Origin of the sequence: Kibdelosporangium banguiense (assembly GCF_017876405.1) — a bacterium.
Lineage (GTDB): Bacteria > Actinomycetota > Actinomycetes > Mycobacteriales > Pseudonocardiaceae > Kibdelosporangium > Kibdelosporangium banguiense.
Genome location: NZ_JAGINW010000001.1, coordinates 6884215 through 6903127, shown reverse-complemented (window position 1 = coordinate 6903127; position 18913 = coordinate 6884215). Strand labels below are relative to the sequence as shown.

The 18913-nt window shown below is 66.3% G+C and carries 21 protein-coding genes and 1 pseudogene; 6 read left to right on the top strand and 16 right to left on the bottom strand.

What is annotated here, in order from left to right:
* Window positions 1-183: 183 nt before the first annotated feature.
* Together JOF56_RS32050 and JOF56_RS32045 are read left to right on the top strand one after the other, a co-directional pair.
* Window positions 184-1386: a PucR family transcriptional regulator gene (locus JOF56_RS32050; protein ID WP_209643189.1), complete on the top strand. Its 1203-nt coding sequence runs from the start codon at window positions 184-186 to the stop codon at window positions 1384-1386.
* A 166-nt stretch (window positions 1387-1552) separates the two neighbouring features.
* A complete protein-coding gene (locus JOF56_RS32045) occupies window positions 1553-2341 on the top strand; it encodes a heparin lyase I family protein (protein WP_209643188.1) in 789 nt (262 codons plus the stop codon).
* Window positions 2342-2353: 12 nt separating this feature from the next.
* On the opposite strand, the gene JOF56_RS32040 is transcribed toward JOF56_RS32045, so the two are convergent.
* The 8 genes and pseudogenes from JOF56_RS32040 to JOF56_RS32010 form a co-directional block, all read right to left on the bottom strand.
* Window positions 2354-2758: an anti-sigma factor family protein gene (locus JOF56_RS32040; protein WP_209643187.1), complete on the bottom strand. Its 405-nt coding sequence runs from the start codon at window positions 2756-2758 to the stop codon at window positions 2354-2356.
* Entirely contained in the window at window positions 2755-3396 is a 642-nt protein-coding gene (locus tag JOF56_RS58400; protein WP_281065518.1) for a sigma-70 family RNA polymerase sigma factor, read from the bottom strand. The genes JOF56_RS32040 and JOF56_RS58400 overlap by 4 nt, the downstream gene beginning before the upstream one ends.
* Window positions 3344-4117, bottom strand: a pseudogene (locus tag JOF56_RS32035) (enoyl-CoA hydratase/isomerase family protein); the annotation flags it as partial. The pseudogene JOF56_RS32035 and the gene JOF56_RS58400, both read right to left, overlap by 53 nt.
* Window positions 4056-5267, bottom strand: coding sequence for an FNR domain-containing protein (locus JOF56_RS32030; protein WP_307855352.1), 1212 nt, complete (start codon window positions 5265-5267; stop codon window positions 4056-4058). The pseudogene JOF56_RS32035 and the gene JOF56_RS32030, both read right to left, overlap by 62 nt.
* Window positions 5264-6805, bottom strand: coding sequence for an amino acid adenylation domain-containing protein (locus JOF56_RS32025; RefSeq protein ID WP_209643185.1), 1542 nt, complete (start codon window positions 6803-6805; stop codon window positions 5264-5266). Before JOF56_RS32025 ends, JOF56_RS32030 begins: the two co-directional genes overlap by 4 nt.
* 149 nt (window positions 6806-6954) lie before the next feature.
* The gene (gene mmuM, locus JOF56_RS32020) at window positions 6955-7839 is read right to left on the bottom strand and encodes a homocysteine S-methyltransferase (protein WP_209643184.1); all 885 of its coding nucleotides are present in this window, start codon (window positions 7837-7839) and stop codon (window positions 6955-6957) included.
* A gap of 19 nt (window positions 7840-7858) precedes the next feature.
* Entirely contained in the window at window positions 7859-8413 is a 555-nt protein-coding gene (locus JOF56_RS32015; RefSeq protein WP_209643183.1) for a hypothetical protein, read from the bottom strand.
* 66 nt (window positions 8414-8479) lie between these two features.
* The gene (locus JOF56_RS32010) at window positions 8480-9055 is read right to left on the bottom strand and encodes a TetR/AcrR family transcriptional regulator (protein WP_209643182.1); all 576 of its coding nucleotides are present in this window, start codon (window positions 9053-9055) and stop codon (window positions 8480-8482) included.
* Between the two features lie 81 nt (window positions 9056-9136).
* Between JOF56_RS32010 and JOF56_RS32005 the strand changes: the two genes are divergently transcribed.
* Together JOF56_RS32005 and JOF56_RS32000 are read left to right on the top strand one after the other, a co-directional pair.
* A complete protein-coding gene (locus tag JOF56_RS32005) occupies window positions 9137-9568 on the top strand; it encodes a tautomerase family protein (RefSeq protein WP_209643181.1) in 432 nt (143 codons plus the stop codon).
* 194 nt (window positions 9569-9762) lie between these two features.
* Window positions 9763-10494: a dienelactone hydrolase family protein gene (locus JOF56_RS32000; protein ID WP_209643180.1), complete on the top strand. Its 732-nt coding sequence runs from the start codon at window positions 9763-9765 to the stop codon at window positions 10492-10494.
* 55 nt (window positions 10495-10549) lie between these two features.
* On the opposite strand, the gene JOF56_RS31995 is transcribed toward JOF56_RS32000, so the two are convergent.
* Window positions 10550-11731 carry an ABC transporter substrate-binding protein gene (locus JOF56_RS31995; protein WP_209643179.1) on the bottom strand — a complete coding sequence of 394 codons (1182 nt, stop codon included), beginning with the start codon at window positions 11729-11731 and terminating at the stop codon, window positions 10550-10552.
* A 96-nt stretch (window positions 11732-11827) separates the two neighbouring features.
* Between JOF56_RS31995 and JOF56_RS31990 the strand changes: the two genes are divergently transcribed.
* Complete coding sequence (locus tag JOF56_RS31990) at window positions 11828-12565, top strand: SDR family NAD(P)-dependent oxidoreductase (RefSeq protein ID WP_209643178.1); 738 nt, start codon at window positions 11828-11830, stop codon at window positions 12563-12565.
* Complete coding sequence (locus tag JOF56_RS31985; protein ID WP_209643177.1) at window positions 12562-13296, top strand: SDR family NAD(P)-dependent oxidoreductase; 735 nt, start codon at window positions 12562-12564, stop codon at window positions 13294-13296. The genes JOF56_RS31990 and JOF56_RS31985 overlap by 4 nt, the downstream gene beginning before the upstream one ends.
* Window positions 13297-13370: 74 nt before the next feature.
* On the opposite strand, the gene JOF56_RS31980 is transcribed toward JOF56_RS31985, so the two are convergent.
* From JOF56_RS31980 to JOF56_RS31950, 7 genes are all read right to left on the bottom strand, one after another.
* Window positions 13371-14378, bottom strand: coding sequence for an MBL fold metallo-hydrolase (locus JOF56_RS31980; RefSeq protein ID WP_209643176.1), 1008 nt, complete (start codon window positions 14376-14378; stop codon window positions 13371-13373).
* Window positions 14368-15831, bottom strand: coding sequence for a class I adenylate-forming enzyme family protein (locus JOF56_RS31975; protein WP_209643175.1), 1464 nt, complete (start codon window positions 15829-15831; stop codon window positions 14368-14370). Before JOF56_RS31975 ends, JOF56_RS31980 begins: the two co-directional genes overlap by 11 nt.
* Window positions 15828-16148, bottom strand: coding sequence for an EthD family reductase (locus JOF56_RS31970; protein ID WP_209643174.1), 321 nt, complete (start codon window positions 16146-16148; stop codon window positions 15828-15830). The genes JOF56_RS31975 and JOF56_RS31970 overlap by 4 nt, the downstream gene beginning before the upstream one ends.
* Entirely contained in the window at window positions 16148-16525 is a 378-nt protein-coding gene (locus JOF56_RS31965; protein WP_209643173.1) for a nuclear transport factor 2 family protein, read from the bottom strand. Before JOF56_RS31965 ends, JOF56_RS31970 begins: the two co-directional genes overlap by 1 nt.
* Before the next feature lie 14 nt (window positions 16526-16539).
* Window positions 16540-16905: a nuclear transport factor 2 family protein gene (locus JOF56_RS31960; RefSeq protein ID WP_245378478.1), complete on the bottom strand. Its 366-nt coding sequence runs from the start codon at window positions 16903-16905 to the stop codon at window positions 16540-16542.
* Window positions 16906-16928: 23 nt separating this feature from the next.
* Entirely contained in the window at window positions 16929-18116 is a 1188-nt protein-coding gene (locus tag JOF56_RS31955; protein WP_209643172.1) for an ABC transporter substrate-binding protein, read from the bottom strand.
* Between the two features lie 123 nt (window positions 18117-18239).
* Window positions 18240-18866: a TetR/AcrR family transcriptional regulator gene (locus JOF56_RS31950; protein ID WP_209643171.1), complete on the bottom strand. Its 627-nt coding sequence runs from the start codon at window positions 18864-18866 to the stop codon at window positions 18240-18242.
* Window positions 18867-18913: the final 47 nt, after the last annotated feature.

The window sequence follows — 18913 nt, the reverse complement described above, 5'->3', positions numbered from 1 at the left end:
TCAGAGCCGTGACTCGATAAAGATGTCACGGCGGTGACAATTCGGACCGGCCGCTTGGGCAGTGGGCCACAAATATTACCGGCGCACTGCGATATCGGCCGCATGGCGGCCGAACCAAGCCAGATTGTGTGCTATTCATGAAGTCCACGGCGCTCGGGAGGCTACCCCAGAAAGGCGCGACCGATGCCGGACATGTCCCAGGATGACAGTTTTCCATGGCAGGCACTACCGGCGTCGGTCGCGTCCTGGCTGCAGCCGGAGATCCCCAAGGTCGCCGAGGAGATGATCGCCACCATCCGCCAGGAGGTGGCGGCCTACAACCGGCCGCTGGAAGGCGCTTTCGGCGTGGGCCTGCGGATGGGCGTGGAGCAGGGGCTCCGGCAGTTCGTGGAGCTGATCGTGGCCCCGGACTCGCCCCAGGAGCACAACGCCAAGATCTACCGGCGGCTGGGCCGCGGCGAATGGCATGAGGGCCGCAGCCTCGACGCGCTGCAAGCCGCGTACCGGGTCGGCGCCCGAGTGGCCTGGCGTCAGTACGCCAACGTGGCCAGACGCGCGGGATTCTCCGCCGAGATCACCGGCATCCTCGCCGAAGCCGTCTTCACCCACATCAACGACATGGCAGCCGAATCAGTGAAGGGCTACGCCGACGCACAGGCAGCCGCCGCGACCAGCCGTCAGCGCAGCCGTGAACGTCTTCTCGCGCAACTGATGTCGGCCGCGCCGGTCTCCTGGACCACGGTCGAGGACGTCGCCCGGCAGGCCCGCTGGCCGTTGCCCGGCACGGCCACCTGCATCGCGATCGAAGCCAACGACGACGCCCCACTGGAGTTGCCCGCACTCCCCCAGGCGATCCTCGCGTCGACCGACGACGCCGAGCCATATCTGCTGATCCCCGACCCCGACGCCCGGCAAGGATCGCTGCTGTACCGCGTTCTGCGCGGCAGGCTCGCCGTCATCGGCCTCACAGTCCCGATCGCCGACATCCGGCTCTCGCTGCAGTGGGCACGTCAGACACTTCAACTGGTCCAGCGTGGCGCGATCCCCCGCAGGCCCGTCATCCACAGCGCCGACCACCTCTGCGATCTGCTGCTGCTCAACGACGAGCACCTCGCCCAGCAGGTCAGTGACCGGGCGACCCAGGTCTTCCAGGACATGACCCCGATGCAGCGCGAGCGGCTGGAGTCGACACTGCTGGCCTGGCTGACCTCGACCGGCCGCAGCGCCCCGGAAGTGGCCACACTCCTGGGAATCCACCCGCAGACCGTGCGCTACCGGATGCACCAGCTGACCGAGTTGTTCGGCGACCGGCTCAACGATCCGGACTTCCGCTTCGAAGCCGAAGCCGCCCTGCGGGCCCGCGCCCTGCTCAAGGGCGTGCGCTAGCCCTCGTTTTTGTGTCCCCAATGCCACATTGGGGACATCTGATGCCACCAATGTGGCATTGGGGGCAAAGCCCGGCTGGGGCTTGGTGCACTTGACACATCGGCGGGTTCTCACCGATGGTAGAGATCCGCCGCCTCGATCCGCCGCCTGGCTTTCGAGGAGTGTCATGGCCAACCTGTTCAACCGCCGAACCACGTTGCGCGCGGGCGTGTTCGCCGCGGCGGCCGCACCTATGCTGACCGGCATGGCTTCCGCCGATGTCGGCATCACGGCGTTCCGCCTGCGGTGGAACCCCGATCCCGGCAAGGACGGGCTGCGGGCTTTCGTAGGTGTCGAGGACGATCGCGCCGACTCGCATCCAGGAGTCACCCACATCTTCGCCGAACCCGGCCAGTACCGGTTCGTCATGCACAAGTCCGACCGGGACGGTTCCGACCGCCAGCGCCAGGAGGTCCGGGCGATGTCGGCCAACGGCAGCCGCGTGGACATGAAGAAGAACGAGACCTGGCGCTACAACTACCAGATGTTCATCCCGCCCTCCCTGAAGGCCACGACCAGTTTCACGCACATCTTCCAGGTCAAGCACACCAGCGTGGACTCCCCCGTGGTCACCATGTCGCTCAACCGTTCGGGCAGCTCCGAACGCGTCGAGATGCGGATGTTCGGTGAGGGCCAGGCGAAACTCGGCGTCACCGACCTGGTCCCGCTGCGCAACAAGTGGATCGACGTGGAGATCGAGATCAAGGTCGCCGACGGCTCCGGCGGCCGCCTGCGTTACTCCCTGAAGGACGGCGGCACCACAGTCGTCAACGCGTCCCGCACCGGCATCGACACCTGGCTCGGCGGCGACCAGGCCCACCCCAAGTGGGGAATCTACCGCTCGCTCAGCGACTCCGGCCAACTCCAGGACACATACCTGTTGCTGCGCAACATGCGGGCCTACCGGGACGAGTAGAAATACCAGCTGTCAGTCGCGTTCGGCCCGGCAGACTGTTGTGCGAGTCGCTTTTTCGGCTGGTGAGGCGATTGTGCCGGATTGGAGGGCCAGGGTCAGGGCGGCGCCGGCTGCCGCGGCGGCGAGGAATCCCACGGCGAACCGGACGCGGCCTCGGCGGCGAGACGAGTGGGCCGGCCGGGGCGGCCGGGGCGGCACGGTTTCCGGTGCCGGGCCGGCCGGGTCCAGCAGTTCGATGGCCTGGCCGGGGTTCACCGCCGACAGGATGCCGGGCATGCCCGCGAGTGTGCCGACTTCCGCGGCGCAGGACGGGCACTGGCTGAGATGGTCTTCGAACTCTCGTCGCTCGGCAGGGGAGAGCGATCCCAGTACATAGGCGACATCCCAGTCACGGTACGGGTCCGCCTGGGTGCTCAAGGCCCAGTCACTCCCCTTTCCTGTAACGCGAGCCGCAGCGCGCGCAGGCCGTAGTGCAGCCGGGACCGTACGGTGCCCGGCGGTATGTCCAGCTCCTCGGCCAGTTCGGCGACCGACTGGCCGAGGTAGTAGGCACGGATGATCACTGTCCGGTGGTCCGGTGTGAGTTGCATGAGCGCGTCGGACACCAGCCAGGTGTCCAGAGCCGACTCGGTCGGGTCCGACCGGCGGCCTTCCGGGACGTTGCGGGCGCCGACCTCACGCCGGGCCCGGGCACTGCGGCGTTCGTCGATGACGACGTTGCGGGCGACCGTGTAGAGCCACGCCCGCGCGGCGACCAGGCCTTGTTCCAGGATGCCGGGGTTCTTCCAGGCACGCAGCAGCGCCTCCTGGACGACATCGTGGGCGAACTGGTCGTCGCCGGTGAGGTGCAGGACATAACGCCAAAGCGGTGCCGCGTGTTGGTCATGCAGGGCGCACAGCAGCGCGGTATGGCTTTCGTTGATGTCACACCGCCTAGGCTCGATGGAACGCCGGCTGACGCTTGGCCAGGAATGCCGCTGTACCCTCCCGCATGTCCGGCGTGGTGAAGGCCTGCCGGAACGCCGCGAGCTCGATCTGCAGGCCGCTCTGGACATCCTGACAGCGTGCGGCGTTGATCGCCGCCTTGCACAATGACACCGCCGCCGGTGAGTTCTGCCTGATCGTGGCCAGCGTGCCGCGTGCGGCGGCGAGCATTGCGTCGCGGCTGTCGAAGATCGCGTTCACCAGCCCGATCCGGTGTGCCTCGGCAGCGTCGGCCTGGCGGCCGGAATAGATCATCTCACGGGCACGGGCCGGGCCGACCAGTTGTTGCAGCCGCACGCACCCGCCGAATCCGGGAATCAGCCCGAGCAGCACCTCGGGCTGCCCGAACACGGACTTCTCGGTCGCGTAGACGAAATCGCACGCCATCGCGATCTCACAGCCACCGCCGAGCGCGTAGCCGTCCACACAGGCGATCACGGGCACCGGAACCGATTCCAGGAGGCTGGTCACGGCCTGCCCGAGCCGGCCGAACTCCTCGCCTTCCTCGGGAGTCATGGCGGCCATCTCACGGATGTCCGCGCCCGCGACGAACGCGGGACCGGCCGAGCCGGTAAGGATCATCGGCGTGGTCAGGCCGCTGAGCAGATGGTGCAGTTCGGTCAACGTGAGCCTGGAGAGGGCATTTCGTGCCGCCGGGCGTGTCACGGTCACGGTGATGATGCCGTCCCGCTCGTCACAGTCGAGTGTCTGATAGTCCACAGTGGTCACCTCATGAGTCCCAGATCGCGCCGAACGCCGGAATCCCGCGGGCTTCCAGCTCCTGCACGACATGCCAAGTGGTCTTCCGGTTGGAGATGCAGATCACCGCCTCGGCGCCGGATTCCCGGCACACCTGATAGGCCAGTGCGACAAGATCGGGCTTGCCGTCGCTGTCGGTGTCCCAGACGACCGCGTCCGGCTGCACTTCGAGGATCTCGTCGACCAGCGCATCGCCGTACGTACGCCGGGGATGGCGCGTCGACCACACCAGACGCGCGGGCGTGGAGCCGGAAAGCAGGTGCGGCAGGCACGGCCCGATACCGCTGCCCGTGGCCACCCACACGACCGACGTGAACAGCTTGTCGATGTTGCCCACACCGGCGGTCGGAATCCCTTTGACCCAGACATGACTGGGCATGTCGTCGATGAGCGACCCGGTCCAGTCCCCCGCCCGGGAGATCGTCAGCCGGAATCCCGACCGCCCCGGCGCGGGAACATTCGCAAAGGAATGCCATTCCAGCAAAGGATTCCGGCTCACGGCAGTGGACGAACCGGCGAACGGCGTCACCCCGTAGTCAAAGTGAACGAGAGCCACATGCCGTGATGGCCGCACAATCCGCACCGGCACGCGCCGCAACCGGAGCCACGGCAACGCAACACTGGCCACCACGACCGCCAGCACCCAACCGGCTGCCTCATCGCCGAACAGCACCGCGTGGACTGCAAACAGCACAAGCACAGTCCAGCCACCGAACCGATGTGCCCGTTCGAACCGGTCGTGACAACGCGCGCGTACCGAAGGCCATGCGAACACCACCATCGCAACCAGCAGGGCCGCTATCGTCCAGGTCAGGACGTGCGGCGGCGTGGTCACTGCCATGACGAGGAACCAGACCGTGGCACAGGTCGCAGCGCCGACGTGCAGGCCGCCGAAGTGATAGACCTTGCCCAATGTCCAGCGCACACGCAGCGGCCACCGCGTGGGCGCGCTGGTGGCCAGCCAGAACAGCAGGTTGATCACGTACTGCTGGCGGATCAGCACGGCGAGCGTGAAGTTGGCGAGCACCATGGTCGAAGGGGCGACGGCAACGCACGCGAGGTTGGCGCACACCACAGCGGCGACAAGCCGGTTGTGATGCGTGAAAGGGCGACGTCTGAGCCTGGCCGCCAGCGACCGTTCGGCCGGCGGCAGCGCGGTCCGCGGTATCGAGGTCTCGGTCACGCCACCGTCTCCAGCTGGGCAGGTTCGTCCATACAGGACAGAAGCGCGCACCGGTCCACCTTGCCACGATCGGTCATCGGCATCCGGTCCATGGGAACGATCAGCGTCGGCACGCAGTAGTACGGAAGCCGCTGCTCGACAGCTAGCCTGGCCAGTTCCGGTGAGGCAGTGCGCGGACTGACAAAACCGACCAGGCGGCCTTCGTGCAACACAGTGAAAGCCCGGACGCACCCAGCACTTTTCTCCAGCGCCGAGGTGACCGCGTCCAGCTCGACCCGGAAACCGCGCACCTTCACCTGGTCGTCCGTCCGGCCGTGGTACTCCAGCTGCCCGTCCGGCGTCCAGCGGGCAAGATCCCTGGTACGGAACATCTTGTGGTCACCGCCAAGGAACGGATCGGGCCGGTACCGCTCGGCGGTCAACGCGTCGTTGCCCACATAGCCCGCGGTCACACACGCGCCACCGGCCCACATTTCCCCGATCTGGCCGATCGGGCACGGCCGCAGGGCCTCGTCCAGCACGTACACAGTGGTGTTCGGGACCGGCCGGCCGATGGTCAGCATTCCGGTGGCGTGCTCGTATCGCTGGACGGTGTTGACGATGGTGACTTCGGTCGGGCCACAGGAGTTGTGAAAGGCCGCCCGTCTGGACCATTTCTCGGCCAGCGAGCGCGGGCAGCGCTCCCCCGCCACCGCGACCGTGCGGACATTGGCGCAGGCGTCCGGGTTCAGTCCGGAAAGGACACTCGGGGTCGCGATGATCACGTCGGCCAGCCTGGCCGCCTGCTCGATGTCACGGCCGCGGATGACCAGCGTGCCGCCGTTGGCCAGCGTGCCGAGGATCTCCCACGCGGCCATGTCGAACGCGATGTTCAGCAGCTGAGCGACTCGCGTTCCGGGCGCGATGCCGAGCGAGCCGGGGGCCGTGAGCAGGACGTTGCACAGGTTGGCGTGGGTGACCTGAACACCGTTCGGCTGTCCGGTCGTACCGGACGTGAAGATCACCATCGCGGTGTCGCCGTTGCCGGAATCGACAGGTTCGACTCGCGTCCCGCCCGCCATTCTGTCGATTTCCACGATCTTCGCGATGCCGGCAGGCAGGGCGGCCGCGTGTTCGCTTGTGGTCAGCACGACTTCGATGCCGGCGACACGCACGATGTGCTGGAGATGACCGGCAGGCGTGATCCTGACGTCCTGCGGCACGTACGCCGCGCCGGCTTTGAGGATGGCGAGGATGCCCACGACCATCGGCATCGACCGGGTGAGGAACAACCCGACCCGGTCACCGGCGCGCACGCCGACCTCACCCAGCATGCCGGCCAGCTGATCGGCCCGGCGGTCCAGTTCACCGTACGTCATGCACGCGCCGAGGTGCTCCATGGCTGTCGCATGTGGACGTTCGGCGGCGTGCGCCTGGATGGCGTGGTGGATTCGGCCGAACGGGGGCTCAAGGGCCGGACCGCAGCCGAACCGCTGGAAGGCGACCCGGTCGGCCGGGCCCAGCTCCTGCAACGCGGATAGCTGAAACGGTGCTGTCACGATGAATGCGCCTTTCACCGGGCTGGGTTACGTCACCAGTTCTGAACGAGACATGCCCGTCCGGTGTTCAACGCGTTCCACGTTTTCTTGCGGCCTTTACAAGCCCGCGACGAGTCGCTAACGTGCTCTGGGAGCGCTCCCGGACCGCCTCAGCCGATCATGGCCGCGAGCGCGCCGATCTGATCCGGCCCGACCTGACAGCAACCGCCGACAAGCCTTGCGCCGTCAGCAATCCAGTCGTTCGTCCGGCCGGGATCGAAGGTCGGCTCCCCGGTCCACTTCCGCGCGGCCGCGTCCCAGGCCTGACCGTTGTTCGGGTAGACGACAACAGGCTTGCCGGTCACACTGGCCGCCACGCGTACGGCGGGCCCGGCGTCATCCACCGCACAGCAGTTGACTCCGGCCGCGATCACCGCGTCCGATTCGGCCGCCAGGGCGAAGGCAAGATCAAGAGGCTGGCCGGACCGGGTCGCCGGACCGCTGACGGAATAGGACAGCCACGCCGGGACACCGATCTCGTCGAGCACCCGGACCACGGCCTCGGCCTCGTCGACGTCCGGAATCGTCTCCACGGCAAGCACATCCGCGCCCGCCTCGGCCAGCACCTCGATCCGGGGCCGATGGAAGCGGACCAACTGCTCGACGCTGAGCCCGTAGCGGCCGCGGTACTCCGATCCGTCGGCGAGCATCGCGCCATACGGCCCCACCGAACCCGCGATCCACAGTGGATGATCAACTTCGGCCTGCTCGGCCGCCTGCCTGGCCAGTTCGATCGAGCGGCGCAGGGCCAAGGTGGTCTGATCGCTGTCCACACCGTGCGCCGCGAAACCCTCATAGGTGACCTGATAACTCGCCGTGATCGCGACTCGCGCACCCGCACGGAAATACGCGAGGTGCGCGGCCGCGATCGCTTCCGGCTCATCGAGCAGCAATCCGGCCGACCACAGCCGGCCGGAGAGGTCGTGCCCGGCATCGGTGAGCACATTGGACAGTCCGCCGTCCAGGACAAGCGGGTGGTCCAGGTTCAACTTCACAGAAACAGGTTACGCCGGATCAGTTCGCGCGACACGTCGTGTCCGACTGGTCGGTCAGGTCGCCCGCCAGCGCGAAACCGACATGACCGTTCGCGTGGTTGTGCACGAGGTTCATCGACTTCTTCGTATCCCCCCAATAGCACACCGTCGTGATATCGTCCGCGGCGTACGCGATGCCACGATTGCACGACGTCGCCGGGCACTGATACAGGAATGCCTCCGACCCCTTCACCCGGACCCCGCGCCCATAGGACGCGCAACTCACGGGCGCCTGCTTTGTCAGATCGCTGCTCCTGGCATATCCGGTATGACCGTTCGACTGGTTGAGGACCCAGTTCCACTGGCTGTCGGCCGGCCAGTAACAGATCGCACTCAAGGGCTGGCCCGGCACAGCCGACCCCTTGTTGCAGTTCCAGTTCGGACATTGATAAAGCGAAGTCGCCTTGTTGGCCTCGCTCAGCACACCGACGAACTGGACGCCCACCGGCGCCTGAGCCGTGGCCGAGGCCGGCACCGCGAAAAACCCGGGCACCACGAAGGCCATCAGCGCGACAAGAACCATCCGTAACCGCATATGATCCCTCCTTCTGCGAGGAATCCTCACAGGAGGCGGTTTCAGATCAGTTTCAGCACAGGCTGATCACGCCTTCTGATCGGCCACGGCAGCGGTGAGCAGACGTTCCAGCTGCGCTGTCACATGGTCGAGCGGTATCGCACTTCGTTCGGCCCGGCACATGGCGACCGCGCCCTCCACCGAGGCGACGATCAATGTGGCGAGCTCACGCGCTTCGGAAACGCCGTGCCGCGTCAAAGAGTCCTCGAGCAGAGACTTCCACTCGGTGAAGACCTCGCCCGCGATTGCCCGCTCCGGCCCCGCCGAGTCCTCAATGGAGACCGCGAGGACCGGGCAGCCGGCCTGGAAGTCGCTGTCCTGCACGATGGTGCGCCAGAGTCCGAGGAAGGCCCGCAGCCCGGCGACCGGACCGGCGGCGAGTCTCTCGCGCAGCATCCCGCTGACCCGGTCACCGGCCCACCGGACGGCTTCGCCTGCCAGCTGCTGCTTGCCGCCCGGAAAGTAGTGATAGGTCGATCCGAGCGGGGCTTGGGCGTGTTTGGCGACTTCACGGATGCTGGTGGAATGCAGGCCCCGCCTGCGGATCATGTCCGCGGCGCCCGCGACGAGCCGCTCGCGCGACTCGAGATTCGGCTCACTCATCACAGCATCCTTCTGGCTATAACGGTCGTCATAGTCTACCTTGGGCCTGGTTATAACACTCGTTATAGAGGTGGTGGCGACATGCCGATGATCCAGTTGACCGTGCCCGAGGGGTCCCTGACGGCCGAAGGGCGCGCAGGCATCCAGCGTGAACTCGCAAGCCTGCTGCTGCGCTGGGAGGGCGCACCGGACAACTCGTTCTTCCGGGCCCAGGCCTGGAGCTATCTCCACGAGTTGCCAGCAGGCGTGCAGGCCACAGCCGAGGACGACCTGCCCCGGCTCCGTATCGACGTCACGGTCCCCGCAGGCGCACTGTCCGATCGCCGGAAAGCCGGTCTGATCAAGGACGCGACCGATGCCGTACTGCGGGCCGCCGGTCTCACCGAAAGTGACGCACTTCGGGTGTGGGTGCTTATCCATGAGCAGGTCGAGGGCACATGGGGCGCCGGCGGGCACGTCGTCCGCTTCTCCGAACTCGCCGCCATGGCCAAGGAGCAGAAAGCCGATGCGTGAGCCGGCCTGCCTGAGCGCCTTGCAAAAACCCGTTGGCGGATCACGGCGGCCACTGCTAGCTTTCCAGCGGCCGTGCGAGAGATCGAGGAGGTGGTACCCGTGAACATATCGACATGGGTGCTCCCCTCTGGGGTCACGGTCGGGCGATAGGTCGTCCGGGAGCGCCGTTCAGAGCACTCCCGAAAGGCACGACCGTGCGATTCACTTCTGAGCAGCGCCTCGACGACGACGTCCTCGAACGCGAGTTCACCCTCGGCGAGATCCCCGGCATCCTGTGGACGGCCGGATCCACGGCCGCACCGGCCCCGCTGATCCTGGTCGGACACCCCGGCGGGCTGCGCCGGATGTACCCCCGGCTGGTGGCCCGGGCCCGGCACACCGTGGCGGAGGGCTACGCCGCGGCCACCATCGAGCTCCCCTGGAGCGGTGACCGGCCCCGGTCGGCCGCCGCCGAAGAGGCCCGCGCCGACCTGCAACGGGCGCTGAAGGCCGGCGAGCCGGTCGGCGACGAGATCGTCGACCGGCTCATCCTCCCGCTGGTCGAGCAGGCCGTCCCGGAATGGCAGGCCGCACTGGACGCCCTGCTCGCACTGCCCGAGATCGACGGCCCGGTCGGGTACGCGGGAGGGGTGATCGCCATCGGCACGCGGCTGGCGGTGGTCGAGCCACGCATCTCGGCCGCCCTGCTGTTCGCCGGGAGTTACGTGCCCCGCAGCATGTTCGAGGAGGCCCGGCAGGTCTCCATTCCGCTGCTGGTGCTGTTGCAGTGGGACGACGAAGGAAACGACCGGCAACTGGCCCTGGACCTGTTCGACGCCTTCGGCTCCAAGGAGAAGACGCTGCACGCCAACATGGGCGGGCACACCGGCGTCCCGCAGTTCGAGGCAGACTCCGGGAACCGGTTCTTCGCCCGGCACCTGATGTAGGGCCGGGCCGCCGCCATCGAGGACAGGCCCCGGCCGTCCTCGATGGCGTTCGACCTCATCCCCGGGGTGGCGGTGTGAAGAAGCCGCCGACCGAGGTCCACTGACCGTTGCGGACCGTGACCCGTTGGACCTGGGTGGCACCGAGGTGCTGCTGGTCGCTGAAGGTCAGCTGCGGCATGATTCCCGTCTCGACGCCCTTGGTGTTGCGGTAGGCCTGCACAATGGACTCGGACGTGATCGGGCCGTCGATCGTCTTGACGATCTCGGCGAAGGCCTTGGCGAACGCGAAACCGATCAGGGTCGAGAAGTCCACCGGCTGATCGGGTGCGTACTTCTTCATGGCGTCACGGTATTCCTGCATCTCAGGAGTGGGATCAGTCGGCACCTTGAACCAGGACACCGCGTTGTAGCCTTCGGCGGCGTCGCCCGCGAGAGTCAGCGTCGCGGCCTGGGCATCCGGGGCGTAGCCGTATGCCGGGACAGCGAGACCCTGCAGTTTGGCCTCCTTGAGGTAGGCAGCGGCTTCCGGAGCGGTGAGGATGGTGATCACCGCGTCAGGCTTGCGTTCCCGCACCTGGCTGACGATCGGGCTGTAGTCGGTCGACTGGAACTTCACCGCCAGCAGATCGGCGGTCGCAGCCGGATCGGTCTTCGACGCGGCCGGCCCGACCTGCTTGGCGACATTCACGAAAGCCGCGGGATCACTGTGGACGACGAGTAACTTCTTCGCGCCGTTCTGCACCGCCCACGCGGCGAGCGCGGTCGCCTGGTCCTCATAAAGGGTCTGAACGCCGTAGAGCAACGGGCGCGGCGGCGTGTACCAGTTGACGGCTCCGCCATAGGTATTGAGGATCGGGATCTTCGACTGGTTGAGCACAAACGGGAAGCTCGCCTCGGTCTGCGCGGTGCCGTTGGCGTTGACGATGGCCACGACCTTGTCCTGCCCGATGAGTTCACGGGCGGCCTGGATGGTCTGCTGCGTGTCGTAGGCGTTGTCCTTGGCGATCCACTCGACTTTGTGGCCGTTGATGCCGCCCTTGTCGTTCAGCATCTTGAAGTAGACCTCGCCGCCGACCTTCTGCGGCACCCCCGCCGCCGCGCCCGGCCCGCTCAGCGGAATCCAGGCGCCGAGCTTGATCGTGTCCCTCGGCCCGCTCGCACCGGGATCGGCACACGCCGCCGGTGTCAGCACGAGCACACCCAACAGAGAAAGAACCCGCAGGACCTTGAGCCGCATCATGGTCTCCCTTGACCAGAACTGAAGTCGGTTCAACATAGACAACAGCAGTTCGAGACGCAAGAATCAACTTCAGTTCGACGCAAGGAGGCGGCCGTGCGGCTGCGAGACAAGATCGCCCTGGTCACCGGAGGGCTCGGCGGCCTCGGTTCGGCGACCGCGCGGCTGTTCGCCGCCGAGGGCGCAACCGTGATCGTGACAGACCTGCATCCACAAAGTACTGACGCCCGGTATGCGACGCTGGACGTTACCGATGAGGCCGCTTGGTATGCACTCATCGACACTGTGCGCAACGACTACGGCCGGCTGGACGTGTTGGTGCACACCGCTGGGATGGCGGTTTCGCAGCCGTTGCTTGAGACAACACTTGACGAGTTCGAACGCGTGCAGCGGGTCAATACGGTCGGTACTTTTCTTGCGATCCGGTCTGTGGTGCCGTTGATGCGGCTTTCCGGCGGCGGTTCGATCGTTACTCTGTCGTCGGTCAACGGGATGCTGGGGGCAACCGGGTTGGCCTCTTACGGTGCGAGCAAGTTCGCGGTGCGTGGGTTGACCAAGGTCGCTGCTTTGGAACTCGCGGAGGACGGCATCAGGGTGAACGCGATCTGCCCCGGCAGCATCGCGACGGCGATCACAGATTCGGCAGGCTTTGCTGATACGGACTGGGTTGCGTATACATCGACTATCCCGCTTGGACGGCGTGGCGAACCGGATGATGTTGCCGAGCTGGCTCTGTATTTGGCTTCGGATGCCAGTAAGTATGTGACGGGGACGGAGGTTGTCGTGGACGGCGGTGTGACCGCAGGCCGGCGCTTCCCCAGGAAGGGAGCATGACCATGCAGGGCAAAGTGGCGATCGTGACCGGCGGCGGCTCCGGCATCGGCGCGGAATGCGCACGCACGTTGGCTCGTCGCGGCGCGAAGGTTGCTGTCGCTGATCTGGATGGGAATGCGGCCGGAGTGGTCGCCGGCGAGATCGGCGGGTTGGCGCTCGCGGTGGATGTCTCGGATCCCGCGCAGTGCCAGGCAATGGTGGATCGCGTGATCGGCGAGCTGGGCGACCTGCACATGGCCGTCAACAACGCCGGAATCGGGGGAAGCCACCTGCCCGTCGAAGAGTACGATGTGGACGATTGGCGGCGGGTCCTTTCGATCAACCTCGACGGCGTCTTCTATTGCATGAAGGCCGAGCTCAAACACATGGTGGGTCAGGGGCGCGGTGCGATCGTCAACATGGCTTCGATCTTTGCCGTCGCGGGGCAGCGGGCTCTTCCGGCATATGTCGCTTCCAAACATGGCGTTCTCGGCCTGACCAGGGCTGCCGCGCTCGACTCAGCCCCCAAAGGTGTCCGCGTCAACGCCGTCGGCCCAGGCGTCATCCTGACTCCCCTGGTCGAGTCCCATCAGGACACCGCCGGAAAGGCCGCTCTCGCCGCAGGCAATCCCAGCAAGCGGCTCGGACTGCCTGCGGAGGTTGCCGAGTTGGTCGTGTGGTTGTGTTCGGATGCCGCCTCTTTCTGCAATGGTGGGTTCTATCCTGTTGATGGTGGCTTCACAGCGGCTTAAGCTTGTGTTTTTGCTGTGTGATCAGGCTCCGCCCAGGCCGACCGTCCCTCAGCTTGCCGACCGGCCCCACTTCCTTAGGCCAAGGAGTATTTGACTACACCATTCTTTTTTGATGTGGTGGCTCGGCCGCGGGCTACCAGGACGTCTAGGTGGGCCATGGTTTCGTTGATGGCGAGCATTTGGTTGAAGTCGTTGAGGTTCTCGAATTTTACTGCGCGTCTTGTCCAGGGGAGGTGGGTGGCGACTGTGTGGGCGTCGACTGGGTTTGGGCTTAGGGTTGCCTCGGCTTCGGCGAGGCGGGTGTCGTGGTGGGCCAGTAGTTCGGTCACGCGGGTGTGGGCGCTGGGGGTTGTCTGGCCGTGGGCGGGCAGCAGGCGGGTGTCGGGGAATGTTGTGATCAGGTGCAGTGATTCGAGGTAGTCGCCCAGGGGCAGGCCTGGTTCTCCCAGTTCGAAGCCTATGGACGGCGTTATGTGTGGGAGGACGTGGTCGCCGGAGAACAGCAGACCTCTTGTCCTGTCGAGGAATACCACGTGTCCTTTTGTGTGGCCGGGGGTGGGGATCACCTCCAGGCCGAAGGGGGTTGGGCCTGCCTGCAGCCATTGGTCTGGGAGTTCCCAGCCTGTGGGGTCGAATTCTCCGTATGAATTCTCTATACGGTCGGCCAGGTCGCTTGCGCCGCCGCGGCGGAGGATCTCCAGGGAGCTTACTGGGATGTCTGTGCGTAGTGTGTCCAGCAGCTTCAGGCCGGGCTGCTCCCCTGCGCCCAGGTGCACTTTTGCGCCGGCCAGTCTGCGGAGTTCGGCTGCTTGGGTGTAGTGATCCCGGTGGATGTGGGTGACCAGGATGTCGGTTATGTCCGCCGCTGAATGACCGAGGTCGTTCAGGGCGTTGTTCAGTACCGCCAACGATTCCGGGATTGCCCAGCCTGCGTCCACCAGCACGAGGCCGGTGTCTCTCTCCAGGACGTAGACGTTGACTGCGCGGAGTCCGTCGTTGGGCAGTGGCAACGGAATCCGGTGTACGCCTGGGGCGACGGTTTCCGGACCTCCGGTGGCCCATTTGCCTCGGTCAAGACTCATCGGAGTGCAGCTTTCCGGCGAGTTCGCGGGCCGCCTTGCGATCCAGCTTCCCGACCGTCGTCTGTGGCAGCCTGTCCACTGTGTACACGAATTCGGGCCATTTTGTCTTGGCCAGGCCGAGGCTTGCCAGGTAGGAGGTGATCTCCTCGAGTGCGAGCCGGCGACTGTCGCGTGCAACCGCGAGCAACGCGATCCGTTCGCCGAGTACATCGTCGCGGATCGGGACTACGCAGGCGTGGTTCAGGCGTTCGTAGCCGGCGACCGCTCGTTCGATCTCGGTGATGTCGATGTTGCGGCCGCCCCGGATGATCACGTCTTTCTCGCGGCCCATGATGGTTATTGTGCCGTCGTCGTCGGCGAGCAGGAGATCTCCGGTGGAAAAGAAGCCGTCCGGGGTGAGATCTGGCGACTGCACCCGGCCGTTTCGCGCGTAGCCGCGGAACAGCGATGGCCCACGCACTTGGGCGCGTCCGGTCTCCCCCGGGCCGAGCACCACGCCGTCAGAAGATACTGCTCGGACTTCTGTTCCCGGGAATGGGCGGCCGTCTCGGCCCAGTCTGATGTCCTCGGGTTCCGCAGGCCGTGGTGAAGTGTGGCCGAGGCATTCCGACATCCCGAACACGCGCAAGATCTTGGTGCCGAGCGCTTGTTCGGCGCGGGCGAGTGCGGTCCGGTCCATAGGGCCGCCGCCGACCGTGATCGACCGGATCCCGTTGGGCACAGGCGGTTCTACCGCTGCCATCTGCAATGCCATGGTGGGCACGCACATTGTCCACCGGGTGTTGGTCTCGGCCAGACGTGCCAGCACGGTGGCGGGGTCCCATTTCGCGGTCAGTACGAGCGGGCCGCCGAGCACCAGAGAGCAGTAGACTCCGAAGCAGAATGCCGCGGTTGAGGACAGCGGCACGATCGCGGCTATGGTGTCCCCTGGCGAGAGGCCGTTGATCTCGATTGTGCAGGAACAGGCGTAGTGCAGTGCTTCCTCGGACTGGACAACACCTTTGGCGCGACCGGTGGAGCCGGACGTGAGGCCGATGAACACACCACCGTCCCACCTGTCCAGGTCGGCAGCGTCCTGAATGGACACCGAGGACCAACCTTCGAGGACCGGTGTCCCAGGACCGGAAACCGACCATTCGTCTACAAGAGACGGTTCGGCTACCACAACGTCCGGCCTGATGTCGTCGAGGGCGTCATCGAACTCGCCTTTGGTGGCGTGCTTGTTGATCACCGCGAGGACGCTGCCGGTCCGGCCGGCCGCGAGGGCGATGACGAACGTGCGCCAGGAATTGGCCGCCTGCGCCAGGACAGTCCGGCCATCGCCCAGCAGCACAGCGAGTTCGGCTGCACGCGCGAGCAGGTCCCGGGCGGTGTGTTCGCCCGAATCGTCGATGACGGCGACGAAGTCGGCCTGTTCGGCGCGCTTCTGGAAGTCCAGTACGGCTTGCCTCATCCGCTGAACATCTCCCGTTCGGAGCCCATGACGGCGATCCGGCGGCCACGCATGTCGCCGACCTGTGCCACCGCGTCTGCCCATTGCGGACTGGCCAGGGCTTTGCGGAGGTCTTCCTCGCTGTCGAAACTCAGCACCGACACGCCGTCCCAGCCTTCCGAGCGGGGCTCCAGCGCCGACTGGACCTCGGTGTGCCGCCAGGCCCGCAGACCGGGCAAGCGGTAGGTCATCTCGGCGTGATCGCCTCGCCACCAGGCGATGAACTGGTCGTGTGTCCAGTCCGGTGGCTTGGCGGCCAGCAGTACCAGATTGTACATCAGGCACCTCCGGGCGGCGCGAAGCTGACAGCGGGTGAACGCCCGATCAGCAGGCGATCGAGCTGTCCGGCCGCGTTGATCTGACCGGCGGCCACGAAGCTCGCGACCGGGGTTCCGGCGCGGCGCACCTCGCCGAGGTACAGCTCCTCACGGCCGGACGAACTGGCTGTGATCAGGTGATGGGTGAGTGTCCCTTTTTCGCGCTGGGCCAGGTAGCCCTCCATGGCCGGGCGGCCGCCGGCGAAGTCGGTCGCCTGGCCGTCGGTGGAGAACAGGATCGAGAACGAGAAGTCCGCACTGATCAGGTCCAGGATTCTGTCCGGAGTCGCGCTGTCGAGGATCTCGAACCAGGCGGTCAGGAACGGCGCCTCTGACATGTCCTTTCCTCCCATCATGATTTCTCCGGCCAGTCGATCAAGGCGAAGGAGGTACTGAAGAAGGACTGGTATCGGGCGATCAACCCGCGCGGTGACACCACCGCCGCGGAAAGGAACGCACCGACCGCCTCGCCTGACTCGGTCACCACGCCGTAGACCATCTCGGTGTCACCGTCGGCCGAGTATCTGATGACTTCGTGCACCCGTTCCACGGCGTTGCGACCGGCTATGTACGCCTCGAAGTCCGCTTTGGACGTTCCGGCGACCTCGCCGGACGGCAGGGCGATCAGGAACCGCAGATCCGGCTCCATCAGCTCGAGCGCCCGGGTCGGGTCCTGACCGTCCATCCGCTTCAGGTACTCCTGCAACGCCACAGTCATATTCTCCTTCGAGTAGCGGTCACTCAGCGGGCGGGCGGGGTGTAGAAGTCCCCTTCCGACACCCACTTGCCGTCCTTGACGACCACCTTCTGCACGTCACGCGTGCCCATGTGCTTGTCCGGGCCGAAGCTCATCACCGGGCCGACGCCGGGATCGACGTTCTTGGCCTGCTCGTACGCCTTGGTCAGCGACTCGGCGGTGACCGGGCCCTGGATGGTCTGCGCGATCTGGGTGAAGACCTTCGCGCCGGTCCAGCCCCAGAGCGCGATGAAGTCGGCGGGCTGGCCTGGTTCGTACTTGGCCATCGCGTCCCGGAATTCCTGCACGGCGGGATCGTTGTCGTTGGGGGACTTGACGAACTGCACCGCGCGGGCGCCTTCCGCGGCCGGACCGGCAAGAGTGAGTGTCGACGCGGCCGCGACCGGGGCGTAGCCGTACGTCGGGGCTCCCAGGCCCTGGAGCTTGGCTTCCTTCATGAACGCCGCGGCCTCGGGGGACGCGAGGATCAGCACGATCGCATCCGGTGACTTCGCCTTCACCTGGCTGACGACCGGGCTGTAGTCGGTGGACTGGAACTTCACCGGCATCAGGCCGACGTTCATCGACGGGTCGGTTTTCGTGGCCACACTCTGCGCGGCCTTGGCGACCGTCACGAACGCTGCCGGGTCGCTGTGCACGACGACGACGTTCTTCTTGCCGTCCTGGGCCACCCAGGCACCGAGCGCGGCGGCCTGGTCCTCATACAGGGTCTGAGTGCCGAACAGGCCCGGTCGCGGCGGGTTGTACCAGGAGTCGAGGCCGCCGAGCTCGTTGAGGATCGGCACCTTGGACTGCTGGAGCACGAACGGGAACGCCGCCTCGGCCTGGGAGGTCCCGTTGGCCGCGACGATCGCGACGACCTTCTCCTGGCCGATCAGCTCACGGGCGATCTGGACGGTCTGCTGAGGGTCGAACGCGTTGTCCTTGACCACCCAGTTGACCTTGCGGCCGTTGATCCCACCCTTGTCGTTGATCATCTTGAAGTAGGCGTCGGCACCGGCTCGCTGCGGCACCCCCGAGGCGCTCACCGCGCCGCTGAGCGGGTACCACGCCCCGATCTTGATCTCGGTGCTGTCGCCGCCACCCGCGGAACTGGCGTTCCCGCAGGCAGTGGCGACGAGGACCAGGGCGGCGGCACACGCGGCTTTGAGAGGCGTCATTCGGAGGCGCATCATTGGCTCCTAGCAACCTGAGTTCAGTTCAGTTTGACTGTAGATGCCGCTCCCCGCCCCGGCAAGGGCCGCTGGAAAACTATCCAAACGCGACCGCGGCGCGAAAACCGCTGGCAGAAAACCCTATTCGGCCACCATGCGCACGCAGCAGCCCTCGATCAGTTCACAGACCTCGGCGAGCGGGATCGTGCCGGTCGGCCGGTACCACCGCCACACGCTGACGATCAGGCCCAGTAACGCCAGGGCCATGGTGTGCGCGTCGCGGACCGGGAACGCCCCCTGGGACATGCCCTGGGTGAGCAGCCTGGTCCAGTCGCGTTCGATCAGCTGCACGAGTTCCCGCGCGGCCTGGCGTTCGGTCTCCTCGCGTTTGGACGTACGGGTCCCGGCCAGCAGCGCCAGGTTGTTCTGCAGGATGCGCATCTGCAGGATCTCGTGGTCGGACACGGCGAAGGCCGCCCGGACCGCAGCCCGCAGCGCCTCTGTCGGATCCGAGGTGTCCTTGGTCGCCTCGATGAACAGGTCCCGCGAACGCTGCAGCTCCAGGCGCATGATCGTGAGCAGGCAGTGCGCCTTCGACTCGAAGTAGTGATACAGGGCGGTCTGCCCGATACCGACCCGGCCGGCGATCGCGGACCACTTGGTAGCCTCGTAGCCCGCCTCCCCGAAGTACTCGATGGCGGCGGTGAGGATCGCCGCGCGTTTGGACCGCGGCCCGTCGTCGGGCTCCTCTAGCCTGGCCCTGGTCATCGCCACCCCTCCTGCCGTGCCGGTCTGTCCGACGAGCTTAGTACCAA

Bases quoted from the DNA above. Each gene is read 5' to 3' on its own strand.
- JOF56_RS32050 (WP_209643189.1), top strand. From the start codon at position 184: ATGCCGGACATGTCCCAGGATGACAGTTTTCCATGGCAGGCACTACCG.
- JOF56_RS32045 (WP_209643188.1), top strand. From the start codon at position 1,553: ATGGCCAACCTGTTCAACCGCCGAACCACGTTGCGCGCGGGCGTGTTC.
- JOF56_RS58400 (WP_281065518.1), bottom strand. From the start codon at position 3,396: ATGTCCAGAGCGGCCTGCAGATCGAGCTCGCGGCGTTCCGGCAGGCCT.
- JOF56_RS32015 (WP_209643183.1), bottom strand. From the start codon at position 8,413: ATGCGGTTACGGATGGTTCTTGTCGCGCTGATGGCCTTCGTGGTGCCC.
- JOF56_RS32010 (WP_209643182.1), bottom strand. From the start codon at position 9,055: ATGAGTGAGCCGAATCTCGAGTCGCGCGAGCGGCTCGTCGCGGGCGCC.
- JOF56_RS32005 (WP_209643181.1), top strand. From the start codon at position 9,137: ATGCCGATGATCCAGTTGACCGTGCCCGAGGGGTCCCTGACGGCCGAA.
- JOF56_RS31995 (WP_209643179.1), bottom strand. From the start codon at position 11,731: ATGCGGCTCAAGGTCCTGCGGGTTCTTTCTCTGTTGGGTGTGCTCGTG.
- JOF56_RS31985 (WP_209643177.1), top strand. From the start codon at position 12,562: ATGACCATGCAGGGCAAAGTGGCGATCGTGACCGGCGGCGGCTCCGGC.
- JOF56_RS31980 (WP_209643176.1), bottom strand. From the start codon at position 14,378: ATGAGTCTTGACCGAGGCAAATGGGCCACCGGAGGTCCGGAAACCGTC.
- JOF56_RS31975 (WP_209643175.1), bottom strand. From the start codon at position 15,831: ATGAGGCAAGCCGTACTGGACTTCCAGAAGCGCGCCGAACAGGCCGAC.
- JOF56_RS31970 (WP_209643174.1), bottom strand. From the start codon at position 16,148: ATGTACAATCTGGTACTGCTGGCCGCCAAGCCACCGGACTGGACACAC.
- JOF56_RS31965 (WP_209643173.1), bottom strand. From the start codon at position 16,525: ATGTCAGAGGCGCCGTTCCTGACCGCCTGGTTCGAGATCCTCGACAGC.
- JOF56_RS31960 (WP_245378478.1), bottom strand. From the start codon at position 16,905: ATGACTGTGGCGTTGCAGGAGTACCTGAAGCGGATGGACGGTCAGGAC.
- JOF56_RS31955 (WP_209643172.1), bottom strand. From the start codon at position 18,116: ATGCGCCTCCGAATGACGCCTCTCAAAGCCGCGTGTGCCGCCGCCCTG.
- JOF56_RS31950 (WP_209643171.1), bottom strand. From the start codon at position 18,866: ATGACCAGGGCCAGGCTAGAGGAGCCCGACGACGGGCCGCGGTCCAAA.